General features: G+C 69.2%; 19 protein-coding genes. 3 read left to right on the top strand and 16 right to left on the bottom strand.

All coding sequences use genetic code 11. The features are described from left to right. The first annotated feature begins 105 nt into the window (after positions 1-105). Positions 106-615 (top strand): GNAT family N-acetyltransferase, encoded by a 510-nt coding sequence (locus WT53_RS11420; RefSeq protein ID WP_060259820.1) that lies wholly within the window; start codon positions 106-108, stop codon positions 613-615. 63 nt (positions 616-678) lie between these two features. On the opposite strand, the gene WT53_RS11415 is transcribed toward WT53_RS11420, so the two are convergent. Further along, the gene (locus tag WT53_RS11415; protein WP_060259817.1) at positions 679-2,676 is read right to left on the bottom strand and encodes a glycoside hydrolase family 28 protein; all 1,998 of its coding nucleotides are present in this window, start codon (positions 2,674-2,676) and stop codon (positions 679-681) included. Positions 2,677-3,039: 363 nt separating this feature from the next. On the opposite strand from WT53_RS11415, the gene WT53_RS11410 reads away from it, so the two are divergent. Beyond that, the gene (locus WT53_RS11410; protein ID WP_060259814.1) at positions 3,040-4,398 is read left to right on the top strand and encodes an aspartate aminotransferase family protein; all 1,359 of its coding nucleotides are present in this window, start codon (positions 3,040-3,042) and stop codon (positions 4,396-4,398) included. A 52-nt stretch (positions 4,399-4,450) separates the two neighbouring features. Here WT53_RS11410 and WT53_RS11405 read toward each other — a convergent pair whose 3' ends face one another. Then, a complete protein-coding gene (locus WT53_RS11405) occupies positions 4,451-5,635 on the bottom strand; it encodes a M20 aminoacylase family protein (RefSeq protein WP_060260140.1) in 1,185 nt (394 codons plus the stop codon). A 29-nt stretch (positions 5,636-5,664) separates the two neighbouring features. Then, complete coding sequence (locus WT53_RS11400; RefSeq protein WP_060259811.1) at positions 5,665-6,897, bottom strand: diaminopropionate ammonia-lyase; 1,233 nt, start codon at positions 6,895-6,897, stop codon at positions 5,665-5,667. Between the two features lie 178 nt (positions 6,898-7,075). On the opposite strand from WT53_RS11400, the gene WT53_RS11395 reads away from it, so the two are divergent. Next, on the top strand, positions 7,076-7,552 hold the full coding sequence (locus WT53_RS11395) for an Lrp/AsnC family transcriptional regulator (protein ID WP_059780181.1): 477 nt from the start codon (positions 7,076-7,078) through the stop codon (positions 7,550-7,552). Between the two features lie 63 nt (positions 7,553-7,615). Here the strand turns inward: WT53_RS11395 and WT53_RS11390 are convergent, their stop codons facing one another. The 13 genes from WT53_RS11390 to WT53_RS11330 form a co-directional block, all read right to left on the bottom strand. Beyond that, a complete protein-coding gene (locus WT53_RS11390; protein ID WP_052100170.1) occupies positions 7,616-9,340 on the bottom strand; it encodes a tannase/feruloyl esterase family alpha/beta hydrolase in 1,725 nt (574 codons plus the stop codon). A 33-nt stretch (positions 9,341-9,373) separates the two neighbouring features. Further along, a complete protein-coding gene (locus WT53_RS11385) occupies positions 9,374-10,522 on the bottom strand; it encodes a porin (protein ID WP_034205865.1) in 1,149 nt (382 codons plus the stop codon). A gap of 65 nt (positions 10,523-10,587) precedes the next feature. After that, positions 10,588-11,793, bottom strand: a complete 1,206-nt coding sequence (gene mhpT / locus WT53_RS11380) for a 3-(3-hydroxy-phenyl)propionate transporter MhpT (RefSeq protein WP_034205864.1) — start codon at positions 11,791-11,793, stop codon at positions 10,588-10,590. Positions 11,794-12,025: 232 nt separating this feature from the next. Further along, a complete protein-coding gene (locus WT53_RS11375; RefSeq protein ID WP_060259807.1) occupies positions 12,026-13,945 on the bottom strand; it encodes a feruloyl-CoA synthase in 1,920 nt (639 codons plus the stop codon). Continuing rightward, complete coding sequence (locus WT53_RS11370; RefSeq protein ID WP_060259805.1) at positions 13,942-15,390, bottom strand: aldehyde dehydrogenase; 1,449 nt, start codon at positions 15,388-15,390, stop codon at positions 13,942-13,944. Before WT53_RS11370 ends, WT53_RS11375 begins: the two co-directional genes overlap by 4 nt. Before the next feature lie 71 nt (positions 15,391-15,461). After that, positions 15,462-16,292, bottom strand: coding sequence for a p-hydroxycinnamoyl CoA hydratase/lyase (locus tag WT53_RS11365; protein WP_060259802.1), 831 nt, complete (start codon positions 16,290-16,292; stop codon positions 15,462-15,464). Positions 16,293-16,533: 241 nt separating this feature from the next. After that, positions 16,534-17,070 (bottom strand): MarR family winged helix-turn-helix transcriptional regulator, encoded by a 537-nt coding sequence (locus tag WT53_RS11360; protein WP_060259798.1) that lies wholly within the window; start codon positions 17,068-17,070, stop codon positions 16,534-16,536. 178 nt (positions 17,071-17,248) lie between these two features. Further along, positions 17,249-18,151, bottom strand: a complete 903-nt coding sequence (locus tag WT53_RS11355) for an SMP-30/gluconolactonase/LRE family protein (RefSeq protein ID WP_060259795.1) — start codon at positions 18,149-18,151, stop codon at positions 17,249-17,251. Between the two features lie 51 nt (positions 18,152-18,202). After that, positions 18,203-19,231: an L-arabinose ABC transporter permease AraH gene (araH, locus tag WT53_RS11350; protein ID WP_060259792.1), complete on the bottom strand. Its 1,029-nt coding sequence runs from the start codon at positions 19,229-19,231 to the stop codon at positions 18,203-18,205. A 30-nt stretch (positions 19,232-19,261) separates the two neighbouring features. Further along, positions 19,262-20,809, bottom strand: a complete 1,548-nt coding sequence (gene araG, locus WT53_RS11345) for an L-arabinose ABC transporter ATP-binding protein AraG (protein ID WP_059780189.1) — start codon at positions 20,807-20,809, stop codon at positions 19,262-19,264. A 21-nt stretch (positions 20,810-20,830) separates the two neighbouring features. Next, on the bottom strand, positions 20,831-21,844 hold the full coding sequence (locus WT53_RS11340) for an arabinose ABC transporter substrate-binding protein (protein WP_060259789.1): 1,014 nt from the start codon (positions 21,842-21,844) through the stop codon (positions 20,831-20,833). 77 nt (positions 21,845-21,921) lie between these two features. Further along, complete coding sequence (locus WT53_RS11335) at positions 21,922-22,851, bottom strand: Gfo/Idh/MocA family protein (protein WP_034206296.1); 930 nt, start codon at positions 22,849-22,851, stop codon at positions 21,922-21,924. Positions 22,852-22,876: 25 nt separating this feature from the next. Continuing rightward, positions 22,877-23,806, bottom strand: a complete 930-nt coding sequence (locus WT53_RS11330) for a dihydrodipicolinate synthase family protein (RefSeq protein WP_059780190.1) — start codon at positions 23,804-23,806, stop codon at positions 22,877-22,879. Position 23,807: the final 1 nt, after the last annotated feature.

The following is a 23,807-nucleotide window of genomic DNA, read 5'->3' as shown; positions in this document are numbered from 1 at the left end:
ATCGCCACGCGACATCCGGATTCCCGTTAGGATAAGGACGATGCATCCCGCGCCCGCCGCAGCGGCGCACGCGGGCAAGCACGCCCCTCAACCGGAATGCCCCCGATGACGATCACGATCCGCCTGCTCGATGCGGCCGACGCCGCCTGTTTCCGGACCGTCCGCTTGCGTGCGGTCGACACCGCGCCCACCTCCTTTCTGCCGACGCTCGACGAAGAATCGCAGGTGCCGGTCGACGAATTCGCAAAGCGCCTCACGCCGACGCAGGTACAGGCCGTGTTCGGCGCGTTCGACGGCGACACGCTCGTCGGCATCACCGGCGTGCGCCGCGATGCGCGCACGAAGATCGCGCACAAGGCGACGATCTGGGGCGTCTACGTCGACGCCGCGTATCGCGGGCAACGCATCGCGCAGGCGCTGCTCGACAGCGCGACCGCGCATGCGGCGAACGCATGGGGATGCAGCCAACTGATGCTGTGCGTGAACGAGGCCAACCACACCGCGGAGCGGCTGTATGCCTCGCAGGGATTCGTGCGGTTCGGCACGGAGCCGCGCTCGATGTGCGTCGACGGCCGCTTCTACGACGAGCACTACATGATCAAGATGCTGGCATGACGCATCGGCGTTCGCGTGCAGGCGCCGACCGGTTGCACGCGAACGCCGCGACGTGACGTCATCTCATCGCGTGTCGGCGATCGTCGCGTTGACGACCTTCCCGGCGATCGTCACGTTCGTCAGCGTCATCGCGCTCACGTTGAACGCATAGATCGGCCCCGGCGACGTGACCGTCGGCGTGCCCGACGCCACCGGCGTGCCGAAGTCGCAATTGGCGATCGTCACGCCGGAGATCGGCTGTACCGCAGGCGCGGGCGGCGTGCCGTTGTAGTCGAACGCGACCGGCCCCTGCGCGACGATCGCCTGGAAGCACGACGCGCTCACGCCGTTCAGCGTCACGTTGCTCGCCTTCACGTCGGCGATCGTCACGTTCTGCACGACCGGCGCGCGCGTGCGCACCGCGTCGTTCGCCGGCTGATAGTCGCAGTCGAACGTGACGATGCCGCCCTGCGCCGCGGACGGATTGCCGGCCGACGGCGTGACGACGCCGAGCGGGACGCTCGCGTTGACCGGGCTGCCCGCGAGTAGCGCACTGCCGTAGCCACCCCCCTTCAGCGTCACGCCGTTCGGCAGCGTGACGCCCTTCACGTGGAAATCCTTCACGTAGCCGCCGCGGTTCATGTTGGTCTTCACGCGAATCGCGATGTTCAGCGGGTTGGTCTGCCAGTTCGCGTTCAGCATCGACAGGTTCGTCGCATAGATCTGCTCGACGCCGCCGCCCATCTCGCTGCCGAGCGTGATCCCGCCGTGCCCGCTGTTCATCGTGCAGTTGCGGATCAGGTGCCGCTTCGCGGGCCCGTATTCGGTGTCGCGGTCCTTGCCCGACTTGATCGCGATGCAGTCGTCGCCGGTGTTGAACGTGCAGTCCTCGCACAGCACGTCGGTGCACGCGTCCGGATCGAAGCCGTCGTTGTTCGGGCCGATGCTGTTGGTCGTCACGCCGCGGATCACGACGTTGCGACTCGCGGTCGGATGGTGCTGCCAGAACGGCGTGTTCTGGGTCTGGTAGTTCGCCATCAGCACGTTCGTGCAGCCGATGAATTCGACCATGCACGGCCGCAGGTAGTGGCCGAGGCCGAAGATGCGTTTCTCCACCGGCACGCCGGCCTCGGACAGCGCGGGCAGGTAGTTCTGGTCCTGCTGCCACGGCGTGACGGGCGACGTCAGCAGCGCATAGAGCGCGTCGGGAATCGCGGGCGCGACGATCCGCAGGTCGACGTTGTTCGGGTTCGCGTAGTTCTGGGCCGGCACCGTCGCGCCCGCGCCGTACGCGCCCGACGAGCCCTTGTAGGTCCACCAGCACACGCTGTTCGCGCCGCTGCCGGAGAACGGCGTCATCGCCTGCCCGTTGAGCACCGACGTCGGGCCTTCGCCGGTCAGCGCGATGTTCGTCGCGTGGCGCGCGTAGACGGGCGCACCGAAGTTCAGGCAATCGTTCGCCTGCCAGCGGCTGTAGTACAGCCGGCCGTTCGCGCCGCAATCGACCGGGCCGTCCTTCGCGTAATCGGCCGGGTTCGGGCTGAAGTAGATCGTGCAGTTCGCGCTCAGGTGGAACGTGACGTTGCTCTGCAGCACGATCGGCCCCGCGCAGTACCAGGCACCGGGCGGCACGACGACCCGGCCGCCGCCTTCACGCCGGCATGCATCGATTGCCGCGAGAAACGCCGGGCGCGCATCGAATGCGCCGGGCGCGACCGTCAGTTCGGAACCGGGGCTGACCGGCGATTTCGCGGCCGGGTACGGCGACGTCTGCGCGACCGTCGCGCACCGGCGCGCGCCGTACTGCGTCACGTCGAAGTCGCGCCCGCGCCGCGCGAGCCGCGACACGTGCGCGAGCGATGCCGCGATGCGCGCCGCCGCGCCGTGCTCGCCCCACACAAGATCGACCGCCGACGCATCGGGCATCGCGCCCTTCGCCAGCGCCCGGGTGGCCGCGAACGGACCGCCGAGCATCGCGCCGCCGGCGAGCGCGCCGGTCCAGCCGATGAAAGCGCGGCGCGATACCCGTTTCGATGCGGGCGATCGGGCGGACGAAGACGAACGGCGGCGATGGGCGGCCATGGGCGCTCCTTCAGGGTAGAGGGTATCGATGCGCCGGTCGGCGGATCGTTATTTATACGTCGTCGTACTACATGACGCAGTCTAGACGCGATCGGCGCGGCGTATGTATTTGTCGTTTACCCTGTTATCTATGGGGTTACGTATCGTATGTGTGCGCACACTCACATCAATGAATGAGGTTCAAGAGATATGTTGTCGTATGTTTATGCGCAAAAACTTCCGCTCAATCCTCTCCGGCCAACACTCTCCATCTGTACGGCTCCCTACCCGTCCGCCGCCGACCCGCCTCGGTAATTCCGCCTCTGGTCAGCCCCGCGCCACCCGCGCTATCGTTTGTCCATTCCCACAGTCCAGGAGCTGCCTTTGCCTACCCGCCACGGAGTCGACCTCATCCGCGCCCGCGCGCTGTTCGATCGCGAGCGCCAGGCGTTCGCCGAAGCCATGCCGGTTTCCCGCGCGCTGTCCGCGGAAGCGTCCGAGCACTTGCTGTTCGGCGTGCCGTTGCACTGGATGCAGGACTGGTCGACCCCGTTCTCGCTCTACGTGAAGGAGGCCCGCGGCGCGACCTTCACCGACGTCGACGGTCATCGCTACGTCGATTTCTGCCTCGGCGATACGGGCGCGATGTTCGGCCATGCGCCCGAACCCGTCGCCCGCGCGCTCGCCGAGCAGGCCACGCGCGGCTACACGACGATGCTGCCGAGCGAGGACGCCGCCTGGGTGTCGCGCGAACTCGCGCGCCGCTTCCATCTGCCGGTCTGGCAATTCGCGCTGAGCGCGAGCGACGCGAACCGCTTCGTGCTGCGCTGGGCGCGCGCGGCCACCGGCCGCAACACGATCGTCGTGTTCAACGGCTGCTATCACGGCACGGTCGACGACGTGTTCGTCGATCTCGTCGACGGCCGCCCGGTGCAGCGCGACAGCCTGCTCGGGCAGTCGTACGACCTGCTCGTGAACACGCGCGTCGTCGAATTCAACGATCTCGACGCGCTCGAAGCGGCGCTGCAGGACGGCGATGTCGCGTGCGTGCTCGCCGAGCCCGCGATGACGAACATCGGCATGGTGCTGCCCGACCCGGGCTTCTGGGAGGCCGCACACGAACTGACGCGCCGCCACGGCACGCTGCTGGTGATCGACGAGACGCACACGATCAGCAGCGGCCCCGGCGGCTACGCGGTCGCGCACGGTCTCGAACCGGACATGCTGGTGGTCGGCAAGCCGATCGCGGGCGGCGTGCCGTGCGCGGTGTACGGGTTCAGCGCCGAATTCGCGGAACGCGCGAAGCAGGCGAAGCTGAACGCGCCGCCCGGCCATTCGGGAATCGGCACGACGCTCACCGCGAACATGCTCGCGATGCATGCGATGCGCGCGACGCTCGCCGAAGTCGCGACCGACGCCGCGTATGCGCACATGTTCGCGCTTGCCGCGCGGCTCGCGACGGGCCTCGAACACGCGATCGCGAAACACGGGCTGCCGTGGTGCGTGACGCGCATCGGCGCGCGCACCGAGTTTCAGTTCGCGCCCGTGCCGCCGCGCAACGGCACGCTGGCCGGCGCGCAGCTCGACAGCGAACTCGAGCACATCGTGCACCTGTACCTGCTGAATCGCGGCGTGCTGATCACGCCGTTCCACAACATGATGCTCGTGTGCCCGCAAACGACCGCCGACGATGTCGACCGGCTCGTCGCGCAGTTCGATGCGTGTCTGGGCGAGCTGGTGTGAGGTGACGCAAGGCCCGGTACTCGCGCAAGCGCGTAGCGGGCCCACCCGCCCGCTACGCGGCCCGCAACGCGCGCCGCGCCACTTCCGCGAAATACCGGGCGCCGACCGGCAAAATGTCGTCATTGAAATCGTACGTCGCGTTGTGCAGCGGCACGCCGCCCTGCCCCGCTGCTTCGCCGTTGCCGATAAACATGAAATTGCCCGGCACCGCCTGCAGGAACGCGCCGAAATCCTCCGAGATCATCATCGGCTGCACGTCGGCGTTCACCGCGTCGGCGCTCGCGACCTGCGCGGCGGCCTGCACGGCCGTCTCGACCCATTCCGGCGAGTTCACCGTCGGCGCGAACTCGTGCGTGTACTCGAACGTGCAGGTCGCGCCGTGCGCGTGGCAGATTCCTTCGCCGATCTCGCGCATCCGCGTGGCCAGCAACGTCTGCACGTCGCACGAATAGCTGCGCGTGTCGCCCTTGATCGTCACGGTCGACGGCAGCACGTTGCGCAGCCCGTCGGTGATGAATTCCGTGCACGACACCACCGCCTGCCGGCCCGGGTCGAGATTGCGCGACACGATCGTCTGCAGCGCGAGCACGATCTGCGCGCCGATCACGATCGGGTCGATGCCCATGTGCGGCCGCGCCGCGTGCGTGCCGCGCCCGTCGATCCGGATCACGAAATTGTCTTCGCTCGCCATGATGCCGCCCGCACGCGTCGAGAACGTGCCCGCGCGCATGCCCGGCATGTTGTGCGCGCCGAAGATCGCGTCGACCGGAAAGCGCTCGAACAGCCCGTCGGCCATCATCGCCTTCGCGCCGCGGCCGTGCTCTTCCGCCGGCTGGAAAATGAAGCGCACCGTGCCGTCGAAATCCTTGCGTTCGGCCAGCAACTGCGCGGCGCCGAGCACCATCGACATGTGGCCGTCGTGCCCGCACGCATGCATCTTGCCCGGCGTGCGCGACGCGTGTTCGCGGCCCGGCGCGTGCTCGGCGATGTTCAGCGCGTCCATGTCCGCGCGAATGCCGATCGCGCGCGTGCCCGTGCCGGCCGTCAGGTTCGCGACGAGCCCGGTGCCGCCGATGCCGCGATGCACGTCGAGCCCGAGCGTGGTCAGGATGCGCGCGACGTAGTCCGACGTGTTCACCTCTTCGAAACCCGTCTCCGGGTACCGGTGCAGATGGCGGCGCCAGGTCTTCAGTTGGCCGTGCAGCGTGCTTGCTTCGATTGCGTCGGTTTCGTCCATCGCGTTCGCCTCGTCGGTCGTCATGTCGTTCAGGCCGCCACCGCCGCGCGGCCGAGCCACGCGCGCTGGCGCGCGAGCACCGCGTCGGCCGTCTCGCCGACGCACTTCCGGTACACGGACGGCGCGGTCGCCCCTTCCGTATTGATCGCCAGCACCCGCGCATGCGCATCGAGCCCGACCTGCCGCGCGAGCGCCGGGTCGCGCATCAGCACGTCCAGCCCGGCCACGCCGGCCGCGCCCGATTCGCCGGCGACGAGCGGCACGTCGCGTTCGCTGCCGGCCGCGAGGCTGCGCATCGCCTGCACCGCGTCTTCGTCGTCGATCAGCATGAAGTGATCGATGCACATCTCGAGGAAATCCCACGCGAGCGGCGACGCCTCGCCGCACGCGAGCCCCGCCATCACCGAATCGACGCTGCCGGTGGCCTTCGTCGCGCGCCCGGCCAGCGCGCTCTGGTACAGACAATCGGCCTGGCGCGGCTCGACGACGACGAAGCGCGGCCGCTGCACGCCGTCGCGCTCCCACAGATAGCTCGCGACGCCTGCGGCCAGGCCGCCCACGCCGCCCTGCAGGAATACGTGCGTGAACGGTCGCCCGTCGTCCGCTGCCGCCTGCGCGGCCGCTTCGGCGGCGATCACGCCGTAGCCCTGCATCACGTCGCGCGGAATCGCTTCGTAGCCGTCGTACGACGTATCCGACACGACGTACCAGCCGTTCGCCTGCGCGAGCTGCGCCGCGCAGACGACCGATTCGTCGTAGTTCCCCGCGATGCGCACGATCCGCGCGCCGTACGCCGAGATCGCGCGTTCGCGTTCGGCGTCGACGTTCGCGTGCAGCACGATCACGCACCCGCAGCCGATCGCGCGCGCGGCGGCGGCCAGCGCACGGCCGTGATTGCCGTCGGTCGCGCTGATCACCGTCAGGTCGGCCAGCGCCGACGCATAGCAGCCGGTGACGAGCCCCCGCGGATCGAGTTCCTGCGTGCGCCGCAGCCGCTTCACGAGCCGCACCAGCGCGATCGGCGCGCCGAGCGCCTTGAAGCTGCCGAGCGGCGAGCGGCACGACTCGTCCTTCACGCTGACGCTCGCGACGCCGAGCCGCGCGGCGAGATCGGGCAGCGCCCGCAGCGGCGTGCGCGCGTGGCCGACGAGCGGCCAGTGCGACAGCCACGCGCCGCTTTCGTCGGCCGACGCGATGTTCATCACGCGGCGCAGCGCGTTCGGGTAGGCAGTGCGCGACGCGCGCGGGTTGGCGATCAGCATGGCAAAGGGCTCCGGAGCGGGACCGCTGACGGTCCGTCGGGTAAGTCGGATCAGGCAGACGCAGGTTGCGCTCGCCATCGGTTGGAAAAATAATATTGCGTACACTGATGAACGAAATCGCCAAATCGACTGCTCATACGCAAAAATTTCTCATTCTTTCGAGGTTCGACCCGCCATCATGACGACCCCGCTCGATGCGTTCGATCGCAAGCTGTTGATGGAAGTCCAGCGCGACGCGCAGACGCCGCAGGCCGAGCTCGGCGCGCGCGTCAACCTGTCGACCGCCGCCGTAAACCGGCGGCTGCGGCGCCTCGCGGAAGACGGCGTGATCGTGCGCTATACGGCCGTCGTCGCGCCGGACAAGGTCGATCATCCGCTGACGATCGTCGTGAACGTCGAGGTCGAAAGCGAGCAGATCGACCAGCTCGACGCGATGAAGCGCACGTTCGAGCGCTGCCCGCAGATCCAGCAGTGCTACTACGTGACGGGGGAATGGGATTTCGTGCTGATCCTCGCGGTGCGCAACATGGATCAGTACAACGCGCTCACGCGCGAGCTGTTCTTCGCGAACAACAACGTGAAGCGGTTCAAGACGCTGGTGAGCATGAGCCGCGTGAAGGTCGGGCTCGACGTGCCGGTCGACGCCGGCGAGTAAACGCTGCGATGAAACGGCCGGCGCACGACTGCCTGCGCCGGCCGCTTCCCATCGACGGCTACGTCAGCGACAACTGAAGCTCGCCGCCGAATTCAGGTCGCCCGAGCCGTTGTAGCGCGCGATCTGCGGATACGGGCACAGCGGCCTCGTGCGCCCCGCACCCCACGATGCGGGCACGTCCGCGTTCGGCACCGCGTTCGTCGTGTCGCGCGCGGCGGCAACGATCGCCGTCGGCGCCTGCCCCTGTTCGACCCACGCGACGAGCGGCGTCAGCATGTCGAACTGGTCTGCGGCCGGCCCGCCCGAGCAGTGATTCATCCCCGGCACCGGATAGAAGCGTGCAAAGCTCGACGCATCGCCGCCGTTCGCCTGCGCGACCTGCGCGTACCAGTCGCGCGTGTCGTTGAACGAGAACACCGGGTCGCCCGTGCCGTGATAGACGAGCAGCTTCGCGCCGCGCGCCTTCAGCGCGGACAGGTTCGTCTCGTCGGGCGGCGTCATGAACGACCACGCCGATTGCGTGTACACGCCATTCGTCGCGAAGATCGCCGGCGCGTCGTTGTCCATGTCGAAGCCGAGCGCGAAACCGGGCAGGTTCGCGAGCGCCGCGGCGGTTTTCGGTGGCGTCATGAACGTGAACGCCATCGCGGCCGGATCGAGCGTGATCGACGCCGATTGCTTCCATGACGCCCAGCCGCCGGCAGCCACGCCCGGATCGTACGGAAAGCTCGCGTACAGCGCCGTGCCCGCGCCGTTGCGCGCCCCGGCGAACACGTTCTCCAGCGCGGTTTTCTGCGCGGGCGTCAGGCAGGCGCCGGTGCGCGTGCCGTTCGCGCAGGTCGGGATATCGGCATCGACGCTGAAATGCGCCTGGCACGCGGCGACGTCCTGCACCATGCCGTCGGCCGCGCCGTCGAGCGCATCGCATTTGTCGAGGATCTTCGCGCCGACGAACTGGCGCTCTGCATCGTTGAAACCGCTGCGGATATCCGGCAACCCGTTCGACCCGGTGGCCGACGCGATCTTCGCGAACTGCTGCGCGCCGTACATCTCGCCGATCGCCGCCTTCGGCAGATGGAAGCCCGGATCGCCCGCGATGATGCCGTCGTAGTCGGCCGGGTTGCGCACCGCCGTGACCATCGCGTGACGGCCGCCGTTCGAGCAGCCGCCGAAATAGCTGCGATCGGGCGCCTTGCCGTACGCGAGCCGGATCACCTGCTTCGCCATCGGCGTCAGCGCATCGACGGCGCCGTAGCCGTAGTCGATCCGCGCCTGCGGATCGAGGCCGAACAGCGGATTCTGCGCGGCGCTGTGCCCGGAATCCGAGCTGATCACCGCGAAACCCTGGTTCAGCGCGTTGGTCAGCGGCCCGCCGCCGCCGATCTCACCGGTCGCGGTCACGACGTTGCCGTCGAGCCCGCCGTTCGCCTGGTAGAAGAAGCGGCCGTTCCACGCTTTCGGCAAGCGCATCTCGAAGCCGATCGCATAGGTCTTGCCGTCCACCGCGCTCACGCGCTCGTTCATCTTCCCTGCGATCACGCAGTGCTCGGCGACCGGCTTGCCGGCCACCGTCAGCGCGCCGGCCGCCGCGGTCGTCACCGACGTGAACGACGTGTTCGCATACGCGAGCTTCGCGGCGAGCGCGTCGCAGGTCTGCGCCATCGCGGCCGGCGTCGCGGCGCTCAGGTGCGTGGGCGCGGCACCGATCGAATCGTCGCCGCCGCAACCGGCGAGCATGGCGGCGGCCGACAGCGGCGCAATGCAGAGGATTGCAGATTTTCTGTTCAAGATAACTCCCGTTCGGTTCGTCACGCCGGTGAATCAGAACATGTGCCGCACGCCGACCATCGCGCCGAGCTGCCCCATCCCGGCGCCGGGCGTCGTGCCCGGCCCGCCGCCGCTGACCGAGTAGCGTGCATGCGCGCTGTTCCACAGATACGACGACTGCGCGTAGACGGCCGTGCGCTTGCTCAGCAGATAGGTCGCACGCAGCGTCGCCATCGTCGCGCGCGTGTCGTGCGCGCTGTTGACGATCCGGTAGCCTTCGCCGTCGACGATGAAAGCGGGCCTCACCGCATACGACGCACCGACGAAGAACAGGTCCGAATGCGCGCCGGCCGCGGCCGGCGAACCGGTCGACACGCGCCGTCCGATCCAGCCCGCGCCGATCTTCGCGCCGCCCGCCTGCGCATACGCGCTCACGTGCGTGCGCGCGTCCTTGCCGCCGCTGCTCGTGAAGGGGACGGGCGCGACGCCGTCGAAGAAGTTGGCGGCCGCGCCGGTGCCGCCGCGCTGCTCCTCGTACGACGCCGCCGCGCCGAAATACGCGCTGTCGTACTTGAGCATCACCGACCAGTTTCGGCATTGCACCGCGTCGCCGGGCACCTGCCCCGCGCACGTGCCTTGCCCCGGCGAGTTGCCGGTGCCCGCGCCGTCGCGGCCGAACGAATACGCGGCGCCGAGCGTCACGCCGCGGTACGTGCCGAGGTAAGTCACCGCGTTGTCGGCGCGGCCGTTCGGCACGTACGCGTCGAACGAGCCGAGCCCGTAGATGTCGGGGCCGATGATGTCCGCGCCCTGCAGCGCGAGATAGGTCATCGTGTACTGACGGCCGAACGCGAGCGTGCCGAAACCGCTCTTCAGCCCGACGAACGCCTGCCGCCCGAACAGCCGTCCGCCCTGCCCGAGATCGCCGCCGCGCACGTTGAAGCCGCTTTCGAGCGTAAACACCGCCTGGTAGCCGCCGCCGAGATCCTCGGTGCCGCGCAGCCCCCAGCGCGACGGCAACTCGCCCGTCACACCCGGCATCCGCACCACGTGGTCGCCCGCCGCGTTCGCGTGCGACACGAATTCGACGCCCGTATCGATGATCCCGTACAGCGTCACGCTCGACTGCGCGTGTGCAGCCGGTGCGACGAGCGCGCAGCACGCGCCCGCGGCCAGCAGGCCGTTCCTTGTCTTCGTTTTCATTTCGTTGCGTCTCCAGACCTTGTTGAATCGCGCGCTCTGACGGCGCGCATTGAAAAAACGAAACCTCAGTCGCCGGCTTGCGGCCGGCGAATCAGCACGAAGGCAGCGAAGGCCGCGACGAGCGTGACGGGAATGCTCGCGCCGATCACGACCGGCGCGCTGCGGCCGGCGGCGAGCAGCGTCGCGGCCGCGAGCGGCCCGACGACGGAGCCGAGCCGGCCGACGGCCACCGCCGCGCCGACGCCGGTGCCGCGCATCGCGGTCGGGTAGTAGATCGCCGCGAGCGCATACAGCACCGACTGCCCGCCGACCACGAACATCCCCGCCGCGAACGCGGCCGCCGCGAGCGACGCGAAACCGGGCGCGGCCGCGAGCGCGGCGAGCGACAGCACGATCCCGACATACATGCCGCCGACCACGCGCGACGCGCGCATCCGGTCGAGCGCCGCGCCGATGCCGAGCGCGCCGAGCCCCGCGCCGACGTTGAACGCGATCTGCACGAGGCCGACGTGCGCGCGATCGAGCCCGCGCGAGGCCATCAACGACGGCAGCCAGTTCAGCAGGAAGTACAGGACGATCAGCGTGCAGAAGTAGCTGACCCACAGCGCGACCGTCGACGTCGTGCGGCCGTCGCCGAACAGCGTGCGTGCGACGCTGGCGCGCGCGGCCGGCGTGCCCGCGACGTCGAGATACGCGCGCGATTCCGGCAGGAACCACACGAGCAGCGGCACGAGCAGCAGCGGCCCCACGCCGCCGACGTAGAAGATGTGCCGCCATTCGGTGTCGCCGGCGAGCAGCACGCCGATCACCGACGCGATCACGCCGCCGAACGGAATCCCGCAGTACATCGTCGCGACCGCGCTGCTGCGCGAGCGCGGCTCGACCGCTTCGGACGACAGCGCGATCAGGTTCGGCATCGCGCCGCCGAGGCCGATGCCGGTCAGCACGCGCACGACGACGAGCATCGCGAACGTCGAAACCTGCGCGGTCGCGATCGACAGCAGCCCGAACAGCACGGTCGACGCGATCAGCACGCGCTTGCGGCCGATCCGGTCGGCGAGCCGCCCGCCGAGCATCGCGCCCGGCAACAGCCCGAAGGTGCCCGCGCTGAACGCGATGCCCATCTGCGACACGGACAGCCCGAATTCGCGCGCCATGCGCGGCGCGGCGACGCCGACCGACTGCAGGTCGAGCCCTTCGAGGAGTGCGATCGCGAAACACAGCGCGAGCGTGGTCGCGACCGTGGGTTTTTCGGCAACGTAAGTGTTCATGCTGTCTCCAAATCCGATGTCTTGTAGTCGGTCGGCCTTGCAACGACCTTCGCGCGCCGCCGCCAGCCAATGGCGGTTCGGCGCGCGAGGTGTCGCGTGAACGGCCGCCCTTATCAGGCAACCTGATTCACTGGCCGCAAAATTGCCTGCCGGTGTCGTGGCCGGCCGGTCGTTGTGCCTGCTTGTCGATGCTCGTTACTGCTTGCTGCTCGTTACCGCGCGTGCGTGCTGCCTACGCGTAAATCACGTCGGGATCGCGCCGCGCCGGATCGTACAGCGCATCGATCGTCGCCGCGCGATGCTTCTGCACGGCCGCCTGGTTCAGCGAACCCTTGTCGGTCACTTCGCCGAGATCGAGCGACGGCGGCGTGTCGATCAGCCGGATCCGCGCGACGAACGTCGAGCCGCCGCTCGCGTGCCGGTTCAGCTCGGCGAGCCACGCCGCGAACGCCGCCCGCACGGGCGGCGCGCGCAGCACGTCGGCCACCGACGCATCGGCGGCGAGCCCCGCGAGCGCACGGCACGCATCGACGCGCGGAAACACCAGCAAGCCGATGTCGTCGCGATCGATCCCGGTCACGACCACGTCCTGCACGTACGGCGCGCCCGTCGACACGGCATTCGCGCGCAACGGCCCGACGCTGACGAACGTACCGCTGCTCAGCTTGAAGTCCTCGGTGAGCCGCCCGTCGAACAGCAGCCCGAGCTCCGGTCGCGCCGGATCGGCAAACACGCCCGCGTCGCCGCTGCGGTAATAGCCTTCTTCGTCGAACACGTCGCGCGGATCGACGTCCGCATGCCAATAGCCGCGCATCACGTTCGGCCCCTTGAAACGCAGTTCGTGCTTGCCGCCGCACGGCACGAGCTTCGCGTCGCAGCCGGGCGCGGGCAGCCCGATATAGCCGGCGCGCATCAGCGGCCCCGTCGTGAACAGGCACGACGGCGACGCCTCCGTCATCCCGAGGCCGGCCATGATCCGGATGCGCTCGCCGCAATGCGCTTCGGTCACGCGGTCGAGCCGATCCCACGCGGCTTGCGACAACCCCGCGCCGCCGAAGAAATACAGCTTCACGCGCGAGAAGAACGTGTCGCGCAACGCGGCATCGCGTTCGAGCGCGGCGGTCAGCTCCTCCCAGCCCTTCGGCACGTTGAAGTAGATCGTCGGCGCGATCTCGCGCAGGTTGCGCACGGTTTCGTCGAAACGGCCGGGCATCGGGCGGCCGTCGTCGATATACAGCGTGCCGCCGTTGTACAGCGCGATGCCGAGGTTGTGACTGCCGCCGAACGTGTGGTTCCACGGCAACCAGTCCACCAGCACCGGCGGTTCGCGCGTGAGTTCGGGCATCGTCTGGCGCAGCATCTGCTGGTTGCTGCACAGCATCCGGTGCGTGGTCGGCACGGCCTTCGGCAGCTTCGTCGAACCGGACGTGAACAGGATCTTCGCGAGATGGTCGGGGCCGACCGCATCGTGAATCGCGTCGATCGTGCGCGGAGCGGTGGCGAGCAGGCGCGATAGCGGCACCGCGCGGCCCGCGCCGCGGGTGTCGGCATGCTCCCGTGCATCGGCATCGCGGGCGACGATCAGCGCCGCATCGGCCGGCAGCGTCGCGTCGAGCGCGCGCGCGAACGGTGCGCGCTCCGCGACGAACACCGCACCCGGCCGCAGCACGCCGAGCGTGTGACGCAGCTTGCCGTAGTCGGTCGACACCAGCGAATACGCGGGCGAGATCGGCGAGTACGGCACGCCGGCCAGCATCGCCGCGAACATCAGCTGCAGATGCTCGAGATCGTTGCCGGACAGCACCGCGAGCGGACGGTCGGCCGACAGCCCGAGATCGACGAGGCCCTGGCCGAGCGCGCGCGCGCGTTCGAGCATCCGCGCGTACGTGATCTCGATCCAGCGGCCATCGGCGCCGCGCCGCGCGGCCAGCACGCGGTCGGGGTGCGCTTGCGCGCCGCGCACGAGGCAGTCGGTGATGCGCGTCGGATAGTCGCCGAGCGGCTCGCGCGAGCGCAGGTACCAGGTGCCGTCATCGTCACGGCGAATCTCGGCCGCGCCGACCGCGACGGCGGCCGCGCGATAGCGCACGCCGCCCGTGTCGGCCGCCGGCCCGCCGGCGGGGTGCGAGACGTTCATCGTGACCTCGCTCATATCGGGTAGTGCCGCGGCGCGGTCTGCACGGTGATCCAGCGCAGTTCGGTGAATTCGGCGATCGACGCACGGCTGCCGAAGCGGCCGTAGCCGCTCGCCTTCGTGCCGCCGAACGGCATCTGCGCTTCGTCGTGCACGGTCGGCCCGTTGATGTGGCAAATCCCCGATTCGATCCGCCGTGCGACCGCCATCGCACGTGCGACGTCGCGGCTGAACACGCTCGCCGACAGCCCGAACTCGCTGTCGTTCGCGAGCGCGACCGCGTCGTCGTCGCTATCCGCACGCAGGATGGCGACGACCGGCGCGAACGACTCCTCGCGATAAAGCCGCATGTCGCGCGTGACGCCGTCGACGATCGCGGGCTGCATCGTCGCGCCTTCCACACGGCAGCCGAGCGGCAGTTGCGCGCCGTGCGCACGCGCATCCTCGACCAGCGACGCCGCGCGCGCGGCGGCCCGCGCATCGACCATCGTGCCGAGCGGATGGCCGGCCAGCGGATCGCCCGCGACCAGCGTGCGCGCCTTCGCGGCGAGCCGTTCGACGAGCGCATCGGCGATCGGCCGCGCGGCGATCACGCGCTCGGTCGACATGCAGATCTGCCCCTGGTTGAAGAATGCGCCGAATGCGATCGCGTCGACGGCCGCGTCGAGATCCGCGTCGTCGAGCACCAGCACCGGCGCCTTGCCGCCGAGTTCGAGCAGCACGGGCTTCAGGTGCGCGGCCGCATGGCGCGCGACGATGCGGCCGACGTGCGTCGACCCGGTGAAGTTGATCCGCTTCACGTGCGGATGCGCGATCATCCGCTCGACGAGTTCCGGTGCGTCGGCCGCTGCGTGCGTGATCACGTTCACCACGCCCGCACCGAGCCCCGCTTCGTCAAGCACCGCGCCGATCAGCGCGTGCACGCCCGGGCACGCCTCGGACGCCTTCAGCACGACCGTGTTGCCGCACGCGAGCGGCATCGCCAGCGCGCGCGTGCCGAGGATCACCGGCGCGTTCCACGGCGCGATGCCGAGCACCACGCCGCACGGCACGCGCATCGCGAGCGCGAGATTGCCCGGTACGTCGGACGGGATCACGTCGCCGGCGATCTGCGTCGTCATCGACGCGGCCTCGCGCAGCATGTTCGCCGCGAGCGTCACGTTGAAGCCGAGCCAGCCGGGCGTCGCGCCGGTTTCGGCGACGCCGGTTTCGATGAACGCGTCGATGCGCGCATCCATCAGGTCGGCCGCCTTCAGCAGCCGGCGGCGCCGCTCGGTCGGCGCGAGCGCCGCCCACGCGGGGAACGCGCGGTGCGCGGCGTCGATCGCCGCGTCGGCGTCGGCGATGCCGGCCGCCGGCGCGCGCGACGCGAGCGCGCCCGTCGCGGGGTTGAGGCGGTCGAAGGTCCGCCCGTCGCGGGCGGCGCACCACTCGCCGCCGATCAGCATCCGTCTGTCGGTCATGTCGTCTCCTGCCTTGCCTGTCTCTTGGGATTACACCGGCGGTGACGCCGGCGGCTGCGTCGGCGCTTGTCTCAGCGCTTGTATGCCTGCAGGCCCGGCTTGATCGTCTTGTCGTCGAGGAACTGCTTCAGCCCCTGCTCGCGGCCGCGCTCCGGGTCGCGCAGTTGCGCCTGGTCGAGCTTCGCATACAGGTAATCCTCGCACTGCTCCCACGTGAGCTCGCGCGAACGCTTGAAGCCGTGCTTCGCCGCGCGCAGCACGACCGGGTTCTTGTCCATCAGCCGCGCGGCGAGCGCGATCGTCGCGTCACGCAGCCCGGCGAGCGGCACGCTGCTGTTCACGAGGCCCATTTCAGCCGCTTCCTTGCCGGTGAACGTGTCGCCGGTCATGATGTAGTGCAGCGCGCGGCGATGCCCGACCGTGTCCGCCATCGCCTTGCTGACGAGGTTGCCCGGCGGGATGCCCCAGTTGATCTCCGACAGCCCGAACACCGCTTCGTCCGCCGCGATCGCGAGATCGCACGCGACGAGCGGCGAGAACCCGCCGCCGAAGCACCAGCCGTTCACCATCGCGATCGTCGGCTTGTTGTACATCCGCAGGCGGCGCCACTGCCATTCCGATGCGTCGCGGCGCACCTTTTCCTGCAGCGCGTCGGGGCCGCCGTCGATCTCGCGGAAATATTCCTTCAGATCCATGCCGGCCGTCCACGCGGCGCCCGCGCCGGTCAGCACCAGTACCTTCGCCTCGTCGTCGAACTCGATCGCGTCGAGGACGTCCAGCATCTCCCGGTTCAGCGTCGGGCTCATTGCGTTGCGCTTCTCGGGACGATTCAGCGTCACCCACGCGATGCCGGCCTCCACTTTCACTTCAACGGTCTGCCAGCGATTGTCGTACTTGCTCATGTTTGTTCCTGTCGTTCGTTCCTGTGCGATTCGGTGCGCAGCATCCCTGCTGCGGACGACTTCATTTAATATCAGGCTACCTGATATTGCAAGCGGCACGAGCGCCGGTGTAAACCCGGAGCGGAAAGCGGGGAAAGCGTCGGGGAAATCGGGGAGCGGTCGGGCGAGCGCCGCGGGCGCCGCGGGCGCGTACGAAGCGAGCGGGGCCGGCGGGCCCGCGTCGCGGCAATCGGGGAAGCGGTCAGCCGCGCAGGTTGCGCGAGAACAGTTCGAGCGCGCGCTGCACGTGCGCGGCGTCATCGGCCGAGATGTCGCCGAGCATGCGCGCCTCGAGCGGGCGCAGCACGGCTTCGCATTCGCGCAGCATCGCCGCGCCTGCGTCGGTCAGCGTCAGCAGGATGATGCGGCCGTGCGACGGGTCGGCTTCGCGCGTGACGAAACCGCGCGCGGCCATCACGCTCATCACCTCGTTCGCCGATTGCGGCGTGATCCACGAGCGCTCGGCCAACTGCGCGTTCGACGATGCGCCGCGCGCCTCGAGCACCGACAGCGCCGTGTATTGCGCGAGCGTGATGCCGAGCGGCGCGAGCGCATCGGTCATGTGACGGCGCAGCAGCCGGTCGAGGCCGCCGATCACGTAGGTCAGGCGTTGTTGCACGCGCGCTTTCGGCTTGTCGCCCGTCGCGCGGGCGTTCTTCGCGGCGTTCTTCACGGCGTCTGCCGTGGCGCGCGTGGCAGCGTTTTTCGGATTCGCGGGCTTGGTCGGTGCGGAACTCATGGCGCTGGCGGGATGGAATTGCGGGCCATCTTACCAGCAGGCGGGGAGAGGGACGGATGTTCGGAGATGACGGTCGGCCGCCGTGCGCTCGCGCATGTGCGGCGGATCGCGGGCCTGACCGCGAAGTCCGCCGCGTCGGCAGGATCCCACGGACGGGAACCCGTATGCGACGACGCGATCAACCGTGCGGCGTGCCCGCGAACCGCGCGGTCGGTAGCCCCGCATGCCGCGTCTGCGCGACGAACACGCCGCCCGCGTGCGCGTCGCCGGCCAGCGCGTCGTCGCTCAGCCCGACACGCGCACTCGTCACGTACAACCGGCCTTCACCATCGATCGCGACGCAACTCGGCTGCGCGGTCGGCACCTCGACGCGGTCCGTCTCGGTCCCGTCCAGCTCATAACGCACCACCCTTCGGCCGCCCCACTGCGCGTTCCACAGCCCACCGTCGCGATCGACGATCGAGCCGTCCGGATCGCCGTCCGCATCCGTCAGCCGCGCGAACGGCCGCACGTTCGCGACGTCGCCACCGGCACGGTAATCGCACACGAGAATCTCGCGCACCAGCGAATCGCAGAAATACAGCTTCGTGCCGTCCGGCGAGAACCCGATGCTGTTCGCGATCGCGGCCGGCGGCAACGCGAGCCGTTCGAGCGTGAGATCGGGATTGAGCCGGTAGAACCCGCCGATCGCGCGCGGCGGCTCGGCGCCCTCGTCCTTCATCCCGAACACGAATGCGCCGAACGGATCGCAGCGCCCGTCGTTCAGCCGCGTGGGCAGATCGGGCTCGACGTCGACGATCCGCGTGAATGCGCCACGGCGCAGGTCGAAGAACGCGAGATGGGTCGCGAGCCCGACGAGCAGCACGTCCGGGTCATCGGTCAGCGCGAAGCACGCGAGCCGTTCGGGCATCGGCCATTGCGTGAGGTCCGAACCATCCGCGCGGCAGCGCCACAGCTGCGCGCCCTCGATGTCCACCCAGTACAGCGCGTGCGTCCTGTCGCACCACGTCGCGCCTTCGCCGAGCGTGTTGCGGCTGTCGACCAAGAGCGCCGCCGCCGTGCCCGGTTGAGTCTGTTGCATGCCGTCTCCCGATATTCGTCGTATGTGCAGGCGGCCGCGCGTGAGTCGAAGTCAGATCTTCATCGCGCGCCGCTGGTTGCGACGATACTGGTCGAACAGCACCGCGAGCAACAGAATTCCGCCGCGTATCAGATATTGGTAAAAGGTCGGCACGTTCAGCAGGCTCATCGCGTCCTGCACGGAGCCCATGATCAGCACGCCCACCAGCACGCCCGAGATCGTCGCGACGCCGCCCGTCAGCGACACGCCGCCGAGCACGCACGCGGAGATCACGCCGAGCTCGAGGCCGACCGACGTCTTCGGATCGCCGAGGCTCATCCGCGACGCGAGCATCACGCCGGCAAAGCCCGTCACGAGCCCCTGCAGCACGAACACGGCGATCTTGATGCGCATCACCGGCAGCCCCGCGAGCAGCGCGGCCTCGCCGTTGCCACCGACGGCCAGCACGTTCTTGCCGAACACCGTCTTGCGCAGCAGGAAACCGAACACGACGAAGCCGACGATGTTGCTCCAGATCGGGTACGAGATGCCGAGGAACGACCCGCCGCCGAGATCGAAGAAGCGCTCCTCGGAGATCATCACCGCGTCGCCGTTCGACGTGATGAACGCGAGCCCGCGCACGACTTCCATCATCGCGAGCGTGACGATCAGCGAGTTGATCCGGTAGCGCGCGATCAGCACGCCGTTCACGAGCCCGACCGCGCCGCCCGCGAGCACGCCGGCCGCGATGCCGAGCACGACGCTGTGCGTAGCGGTGATCAGCGTCGACGCGACGACGCCCGCGAACGCGACGATCGACGCGACCGACAGGTCGACCTCGCCGAGCGCGAGCACGAACATCATCGTCACCGCGATCGAGCCGATCAGCGTGACCGACAGCAGCAGGCCCTGGATGTTGCGCGGCGTGAGGAAGTCCGGCACCGTCAGCGACAGCGTCGCGAACAGCACGAGAAACACCATCACGATGCCGGAGCGGTTGATCCGCTGCCACACGCCGCCGCGCGGGCGTGCGGGCGTGGCGGCGGCGGCGGCCGCATCCGGGGACGGGGAGGTACGTTGAGGTTGCATTGCCTGGCTCATATCAGTTGCTTTCCGGTTGACTGCTCGCCGCTAGCGCGGCAGCGCGAGCTTGATCAGCGCGTCGGGCGTCGCGTGCGCCTTCGCGACCTCGCCCGCGATCCGCCCTTCCTTCATCACGACGATGCGGTCCGACACGCCGATCACCTCGGCCAGATCGCTCGACACGAGGATCACCGTGCGGCCCGCTTCCGCGAGTTCGTAGAACAGGTTGTAGATTTCCGCGCGCGCACCGACGTCGATGCCGCGCGTCGGCTCGTCCATCAGGAACACGTCGATGCGCTCGGCCAGCCAGCGCGCGAGCACGACCTTCTGCTGATTGCCGCCCGACAGCGCGCCGATCGGCGTTTCGCCGTCGCGGGTCTTGATCGCGAGCCGCTCGATGTATTGTTGCGCGAGCTCGCGTTCGCGCCGCCCGTCGAGCAGCACGCGCGCCGGGCTGAAATGACGCCGCGCGCTGATGTTCAGGTTGTCGGCCACCGACGCGATCGCGACGATGCCTTCCTGCTTGCGGTCTTCCGGGCACAGCGCGATGCCGGCGCGCACCGCGTCGCGCGGGCTGCCGAACGCCACCCGCTTGCCGTTCAGCTCGACGTACCCGGCGCTCGGCCGCACCGCGCCGTACAGCAGCTTCATCAGCTCCGAACGGCCCGCGCCGACGAGCCCGAAGAAGCCGACGATCTCGCCGCGCCGCGCGGCGAACGACACGGGCTCGGCCAACCCCGGCCCCGTCAGTCCCTTCGCTTCGATCAGCACGTCGCCGGCCGGGCGCGGCCGATAGCCGTACACGTCCTCGATCGAACGGCCGACCATGCAGCCGATCAGCCGGTCGCGGTCGAGATCGGCGACGGATTCGAACGTGTCGATGCGGCGGCCGTCGCGAAACACCGTCACGCGGTCGCACAGTTCGTAGACTTCCTCCATCCGGTGCGTGACGTAGATGATCGCGCGGCCTTCCGCGCGCAGCGCGCGGATGATCCGGAACAGTTGCGTGGTTTCGCGCGCGGACAGCGAACTCGTCGGTTCGTCGAACGCGATCACGCGCGCGTCGCGCATCAGCGCCTTGCCGATCTCGATCATCTGGCGCTGGCCGATCGACAGATACTTCACCGGGATGCCCGGATCGATGTGCTCGCCGAGCCGCTCCAACGCATCGAGCGCGCGCGCGGCGAGCGCACGCTCGTCGACCACGCCGAGCCGGCTCGGCAATTGCCCGAGCATCAGGTTTTCCGCGACCGTCAGCTCGGGCACCAGATGCAGCTCCTGGTAGATGATCGCGATGCCGGCCTCGAGCGCCGCGCGCGTCGACGCGAAGCGCTGCACGGTGCCGTTCAGCGTCAGCGTGCCGGCCTGCGGCTGGTTCACGCCGGACAGCACCTTCAGCAGCGTCGATTTCCCGGCGCCGTTTTCGCCCATCAGCCCGTGCACTTCGCCCGCACGCACCGACAGCGACACCGCGTCGAGCGCACGCACGCCCGGAAACGTCACGGTGATGCCGTCGAGCGCGAGCAGCGGGCCGTCCGGCGGCGTGGCCGCTTCGGCGTCGTGGCCGGACGCGGCCGTCATCGTCTGCATCGTCATCGCGTTCTCGCCTCGCCCCGCTCAGATACCGAGTTCGGCGCGCACGGCCTGCCAGTTCGCGCGCGTCATCAGCTTGCCGCTCGTCTGCGTGTCGGCCGGCGGCGTCTTGCCGGTGCGGATCCAGTCGACGAGGTTCTGCGTGCTGTCCTTGCCGTGGTTCGTCGAGCTGACTGCGATCGTCCCGTAGAAGCCGGTCGGCTCCTTCTTCTGGAATTCCGCGAACGCCTCGCCCGCGCCGTTGATGCCGACGCCGATCACGTCGGCCGCCGGGATGTGCAGCTGTTCGGTCGCGCGCACCGCGCCGAGCACGGTTTCCTCGTTGAGCGCGTAGATCACCCACTTCTTCACGTTCGGATGGCGGGCGAGCACCGGCGCCGCCGCGCTGAAGCCGCCTTCGTCGTCGGTCGTCTTCTGCGGCGCATCGAAGATGTTCTCCTTGCGGAAGCCGTTCGCGAGCAGCGCCTGCGTCGCGCCGTCGGTGCGCAGCTTCGCGGTCGGCAGCTCGTAGTTGGTGACGCGCAGCGCGCCGACTTCCTCGGGTTTCCAGCCGCGCCGCTTCATCTCGTCGGCGATCGCCTGGCCGACCTGGTTGCCGATCTTGGTCGCCGACATCCCGAGGTGCGGCACGTTCGGCAGCGGCTTGCCGGTCGAGTCGACGAGCTGGTCGTCGACCGTCACGAACTTCATGTTGTAGCGCTTCGCGCGCGACGCGATCGCCGGCCCGAGGCGCACGTCCGGCGCGCAGATCACGAAGCCCTGCGCGCCCTGCGAGCCGAGGTTGTCGATCGCGGCCAGCACCTTCTCGCCGTCCGGCGTGCCGATCTTCACGACCGAGAAGTTCTCCTTCTGGCCGAGCGCGGCAGCGGCGTTCTGTTCGTTGATGAACCATGCCTGCTCGGGCATCTTCACGAGGAAGCCGATCTTCAGCGGCGCATCGGCGCGCGCGGCGCCCTGCATGCCGAGCGGTGCGATGCAGAGCGCGGCGAGCAGCGCGCGCAGGGTATGTCGGCGAATCGTTTGGTTCGTGCGGTTCATGCGTGTCTCCTTGTAATGGCTTGGGTCTTCAACATCCGTCGTGCTCATCGCTCGCGTTGGCGCGCGCCGGCACAGTGTCAGCGGCCGAACGCGTCGGTCCCGACGCGCCGCCCGAACAGGAACGCGTCGGCGACGAGCCGCAACGGCCGTACGTCGACGTCGCTTTCGCCGCGCGCGATCAGCGTGCGGAAATGCGCATACAGCGCCGGATACTCGCGCTCCGGCCCGATCTCGACCGGCGCGCCGTCGATCGACAACTGCGCGCCGCCGCGGCTGATCGCGAGCACGCCGTCCGACGTGTCGACCGCGATCTCCCACTGTTCGACGGGGCCGTGGCGCCAGTCGAATTCCGCGTGCACCGGCACGCCGTTCGTATCCGCGCAATCGAGCTCGGCCGCGATCGGCATCTGCGCGTCGCTCGGCACGTAGAGCGTCGCTTCGCGCAGCACGAGTTCGCGCGGCAGGATCCGCGTGACGATCGACAGCGCGTTGATGCCCGGATCGAACACACCGAGGCCGCCCGGCTCCCAGATCCACTGCTGCCCCGGATGCCAGCGGCGCACGTCTTCCTTCCAGCGCACCTGCACCGCGCGGATCGTGCGCGTCGCGAGCCATGCGCGCGCCGGTTCGACCGCGCTCGCGCAGCGCGAATGCCAGGTCGCGAACAGCGTGAGGCCGCGTTCGCGCGCGAGCGCGTCCAGCGCGGCCACTTCGCCGAGCGTCGCGCCCGGCGGCTTCTCGAGCATCACGTGCTTGCCGGCTTCGAGCGCGGCGCGCGCCTGCGCGTAGCGCACTTGCGGCGGCGCGCACAGCGAGACCGCGTCGAGCTCGCGCTCGGCGGCCAGCAGCGCGGTCAGATCCGGATAATTGCGCACGCCGTTGACTTCCGCGTGACGGCTCGCACAGGCAGTCAACGCGAAGCCCGGTTCGGCGGCGATCGCCGGCAAATGCTGGTCGCGCGCGATCTTGCCGATCCCGACGACGCCCAACGAAATCACATCGCTCATCGTGCTTTCCTCCTTCGCCACTCGCTCAGTGCGCCCAGCGCAGCACGAGCGGATCGAGCCGGCGCGCGATCGCGAGCAATTCCGCGCGCGTGTCCGGGTGCAGTTCCGGCATCGGATGCCGCGGCCGCTCGCACGCGATCACGCCGCCTTCGCGCATCAGCGCCTTCGCGGTCAGGATCCCGGACTGGCGGTTCTCGTGGTTGATCAGCGGCAGCCACGTCTGATAATGCGCGAACGCATCGTCGTGCCGCCCTTCGCGGAACGCTTCGAGGATCGGCCGGATGCCGTCCGGAAAGCCGCCGCCCGTCATCGCGCCGGTCGCGCCCGCATGAAGATCGGCGAGCAGCGTGATCGCCTCCTCGCCGTCCCACGGCCCCTCGATCGCGTCGCCGCCGAGCCGGATCAGCTCGCGCAGCTTGTTCGCGGCGCCCGGCGTCTCGATCTTGAAGTACGCGACCTGCTCGATCTCGCGCGCCATCCGCGCGAGGAACGGCGCGGACAGCGCGGTGCCGCTCGCGGGCGCGTCCTGGATCATGATCGGGATGTCGATCGCATCCGACACGCGCGCGAAGAAATCGAAGATCTGCGCTTCCGGCACGCGGAACGTCGCGCCGTGATACGGCGGCATCGCCATCACCATCGCCGCGCCGAGCTGCTGCGCGCGCAGGCTGCGCGCCGCACACACCTGCGTGCTGTAGTGCGACGTCGTGACGATCACCGGCACGCGGCCTGCGACGTGCTCGAGGATCGTGCGCGTGAGCACGTCGCGCTCGTCGTCGGTAACCGCGAACTGCTCGGAGAAGTTCGCGAGAATGCACAGCCCGTCCGAGCCGGCGTCGATCATGAAATCGACCGCGCGCTTCTGGCTCGCGAGGTCGAGCTCGCCGGTCTCGGAAAAGGTCGTCGGGACGACGGGGAAAATGCCGCGATAGCGCGGCGTGCTGCTCGATGTCATG

The sequence above is a fragment of the Burkholderia sp. MSMB2157WGS genome (genome assembly GCF_001532755.1).
Lineage (GTDB): Bacteria > Pseudomonadota > Gammaproteobacteria > Burkholderiales > Burkholderiaceae > Burkholderia.
This window is presented reverse-complemented; position numbering and strand designations above follow the sequence as displayed.

Coding starts and splice junctions, on each gene's coding strand:
- WT53_RS11395 (WP_059780181.1), top strand. CDS start 7,076: ATGACGACCCCGCTCGATGCGTTCGATCGCAAGCTGTTGATGGAAGTC.
- WT53_RS11385 (WP_034205865.1), bottom strand. CDS start 10,522: ATGAAAACGAAGACAAGGAACGGCCTGCTGGCCGCGGGCGCGTGCTGC.
- WT53_RS11420 (WP_060259820.1), top strand. CDS start 106: ATGACGATCACGATCCGCCTGCTCGATGCGGCCGACGCCGCCTGTTTC.
- WT53_RS11405 (WP_060260140.1), bottom strand. CDS start 5,635: ATGGACGAAACCGACGCAATCGAAGCAAGCACGCTGCACGGCCAACTG.
- WT53_RS11355 (WP_060259795.1), bottom strand. CDS start 18,151: ATGCAACAGACTCAACCGGGCACGGCGGCGGCGCTCTTGGTCGACAGC.
- WT53_RS11340 (WP_060259789.1), bottom strand. CDS start 21,844: ATGAACCGCACGAACCAAACGATTCGCCGACATACCCTGCGCGCGCTG.
- WT53_RS11335 (WP_034206296.1), bottom strand. CDS start 22,851: ATGAGCGATGTGATTTCGTTGGGCGTCGTCGGGATCGGCAAGATCGCG.
- araG (WP_059780189.1), bottom strand. CDS start 20,809: ATGACGATGCAGACGATGACGGCCGCGTCCGGCCACGACGCCGAAGCG.
- WT53_RS11360 (WP_060259798.1), bottom strand. CDS start 17,070: ATGAGTTCCGCACCGACCAAGCCCGCGAATCCGAAAAACGCTGCCACG.
- araH (WP_060259792.1), bottom strand. CDS start 19,231: ATGAGCCAGGCAATGCAACCTCAACGTACCTCCCCGTCCCCGGATGCG.
- mhpT (WP_034205864.1), bottom strand. CDS start 11,793: ATGAACACTTACGTTGCCGAAAAACCCACGGTCGCGACCACGCTCGCG.
- WT53_RS11375 (WP_060259807.1), bottom strand. CDS start 13,945: ATGAGCGAGGTCACGATGAACGTCTCGCACCCCGCCGGCGGGCCGGCG.
- WT53_RS11330 (WP_059780190.1), bottom strand. CDS start 23,806: ATGACATCGAGCAGCACGCCGCGCTATCGCGGCATTTTCCCCGTCGTC.
- WT53_RS11365 (WP_060259802.1), bottom strand. CDS start 16,292: ATGAGCAAGTACGACAATCGCTGGCAGACCGTTGAAGTGAAAGTGGAG.
- WT53_RS11370 (WP_060259805.1), bottom strand. CDS start 15,390: ATGACCGACAGACGGATGCTGATCGGCGGCGAGTGGTGCGCCGCCCGC.
- WT53_RS11400 (WP_060259811.1), bottom strand. CDS start 6,897: ATGCTGATCGCCAACCCGCGCGCGTCGCGCACTGCCTACCCGAACGCG.
- WT53_RS11415 (WP_060259817.1), bottom strand. CDS start 2,676: ATGGCCGCCCATCGCCGCCGTTCGTCTTCGTCCGCCCGATCGCCCGCA.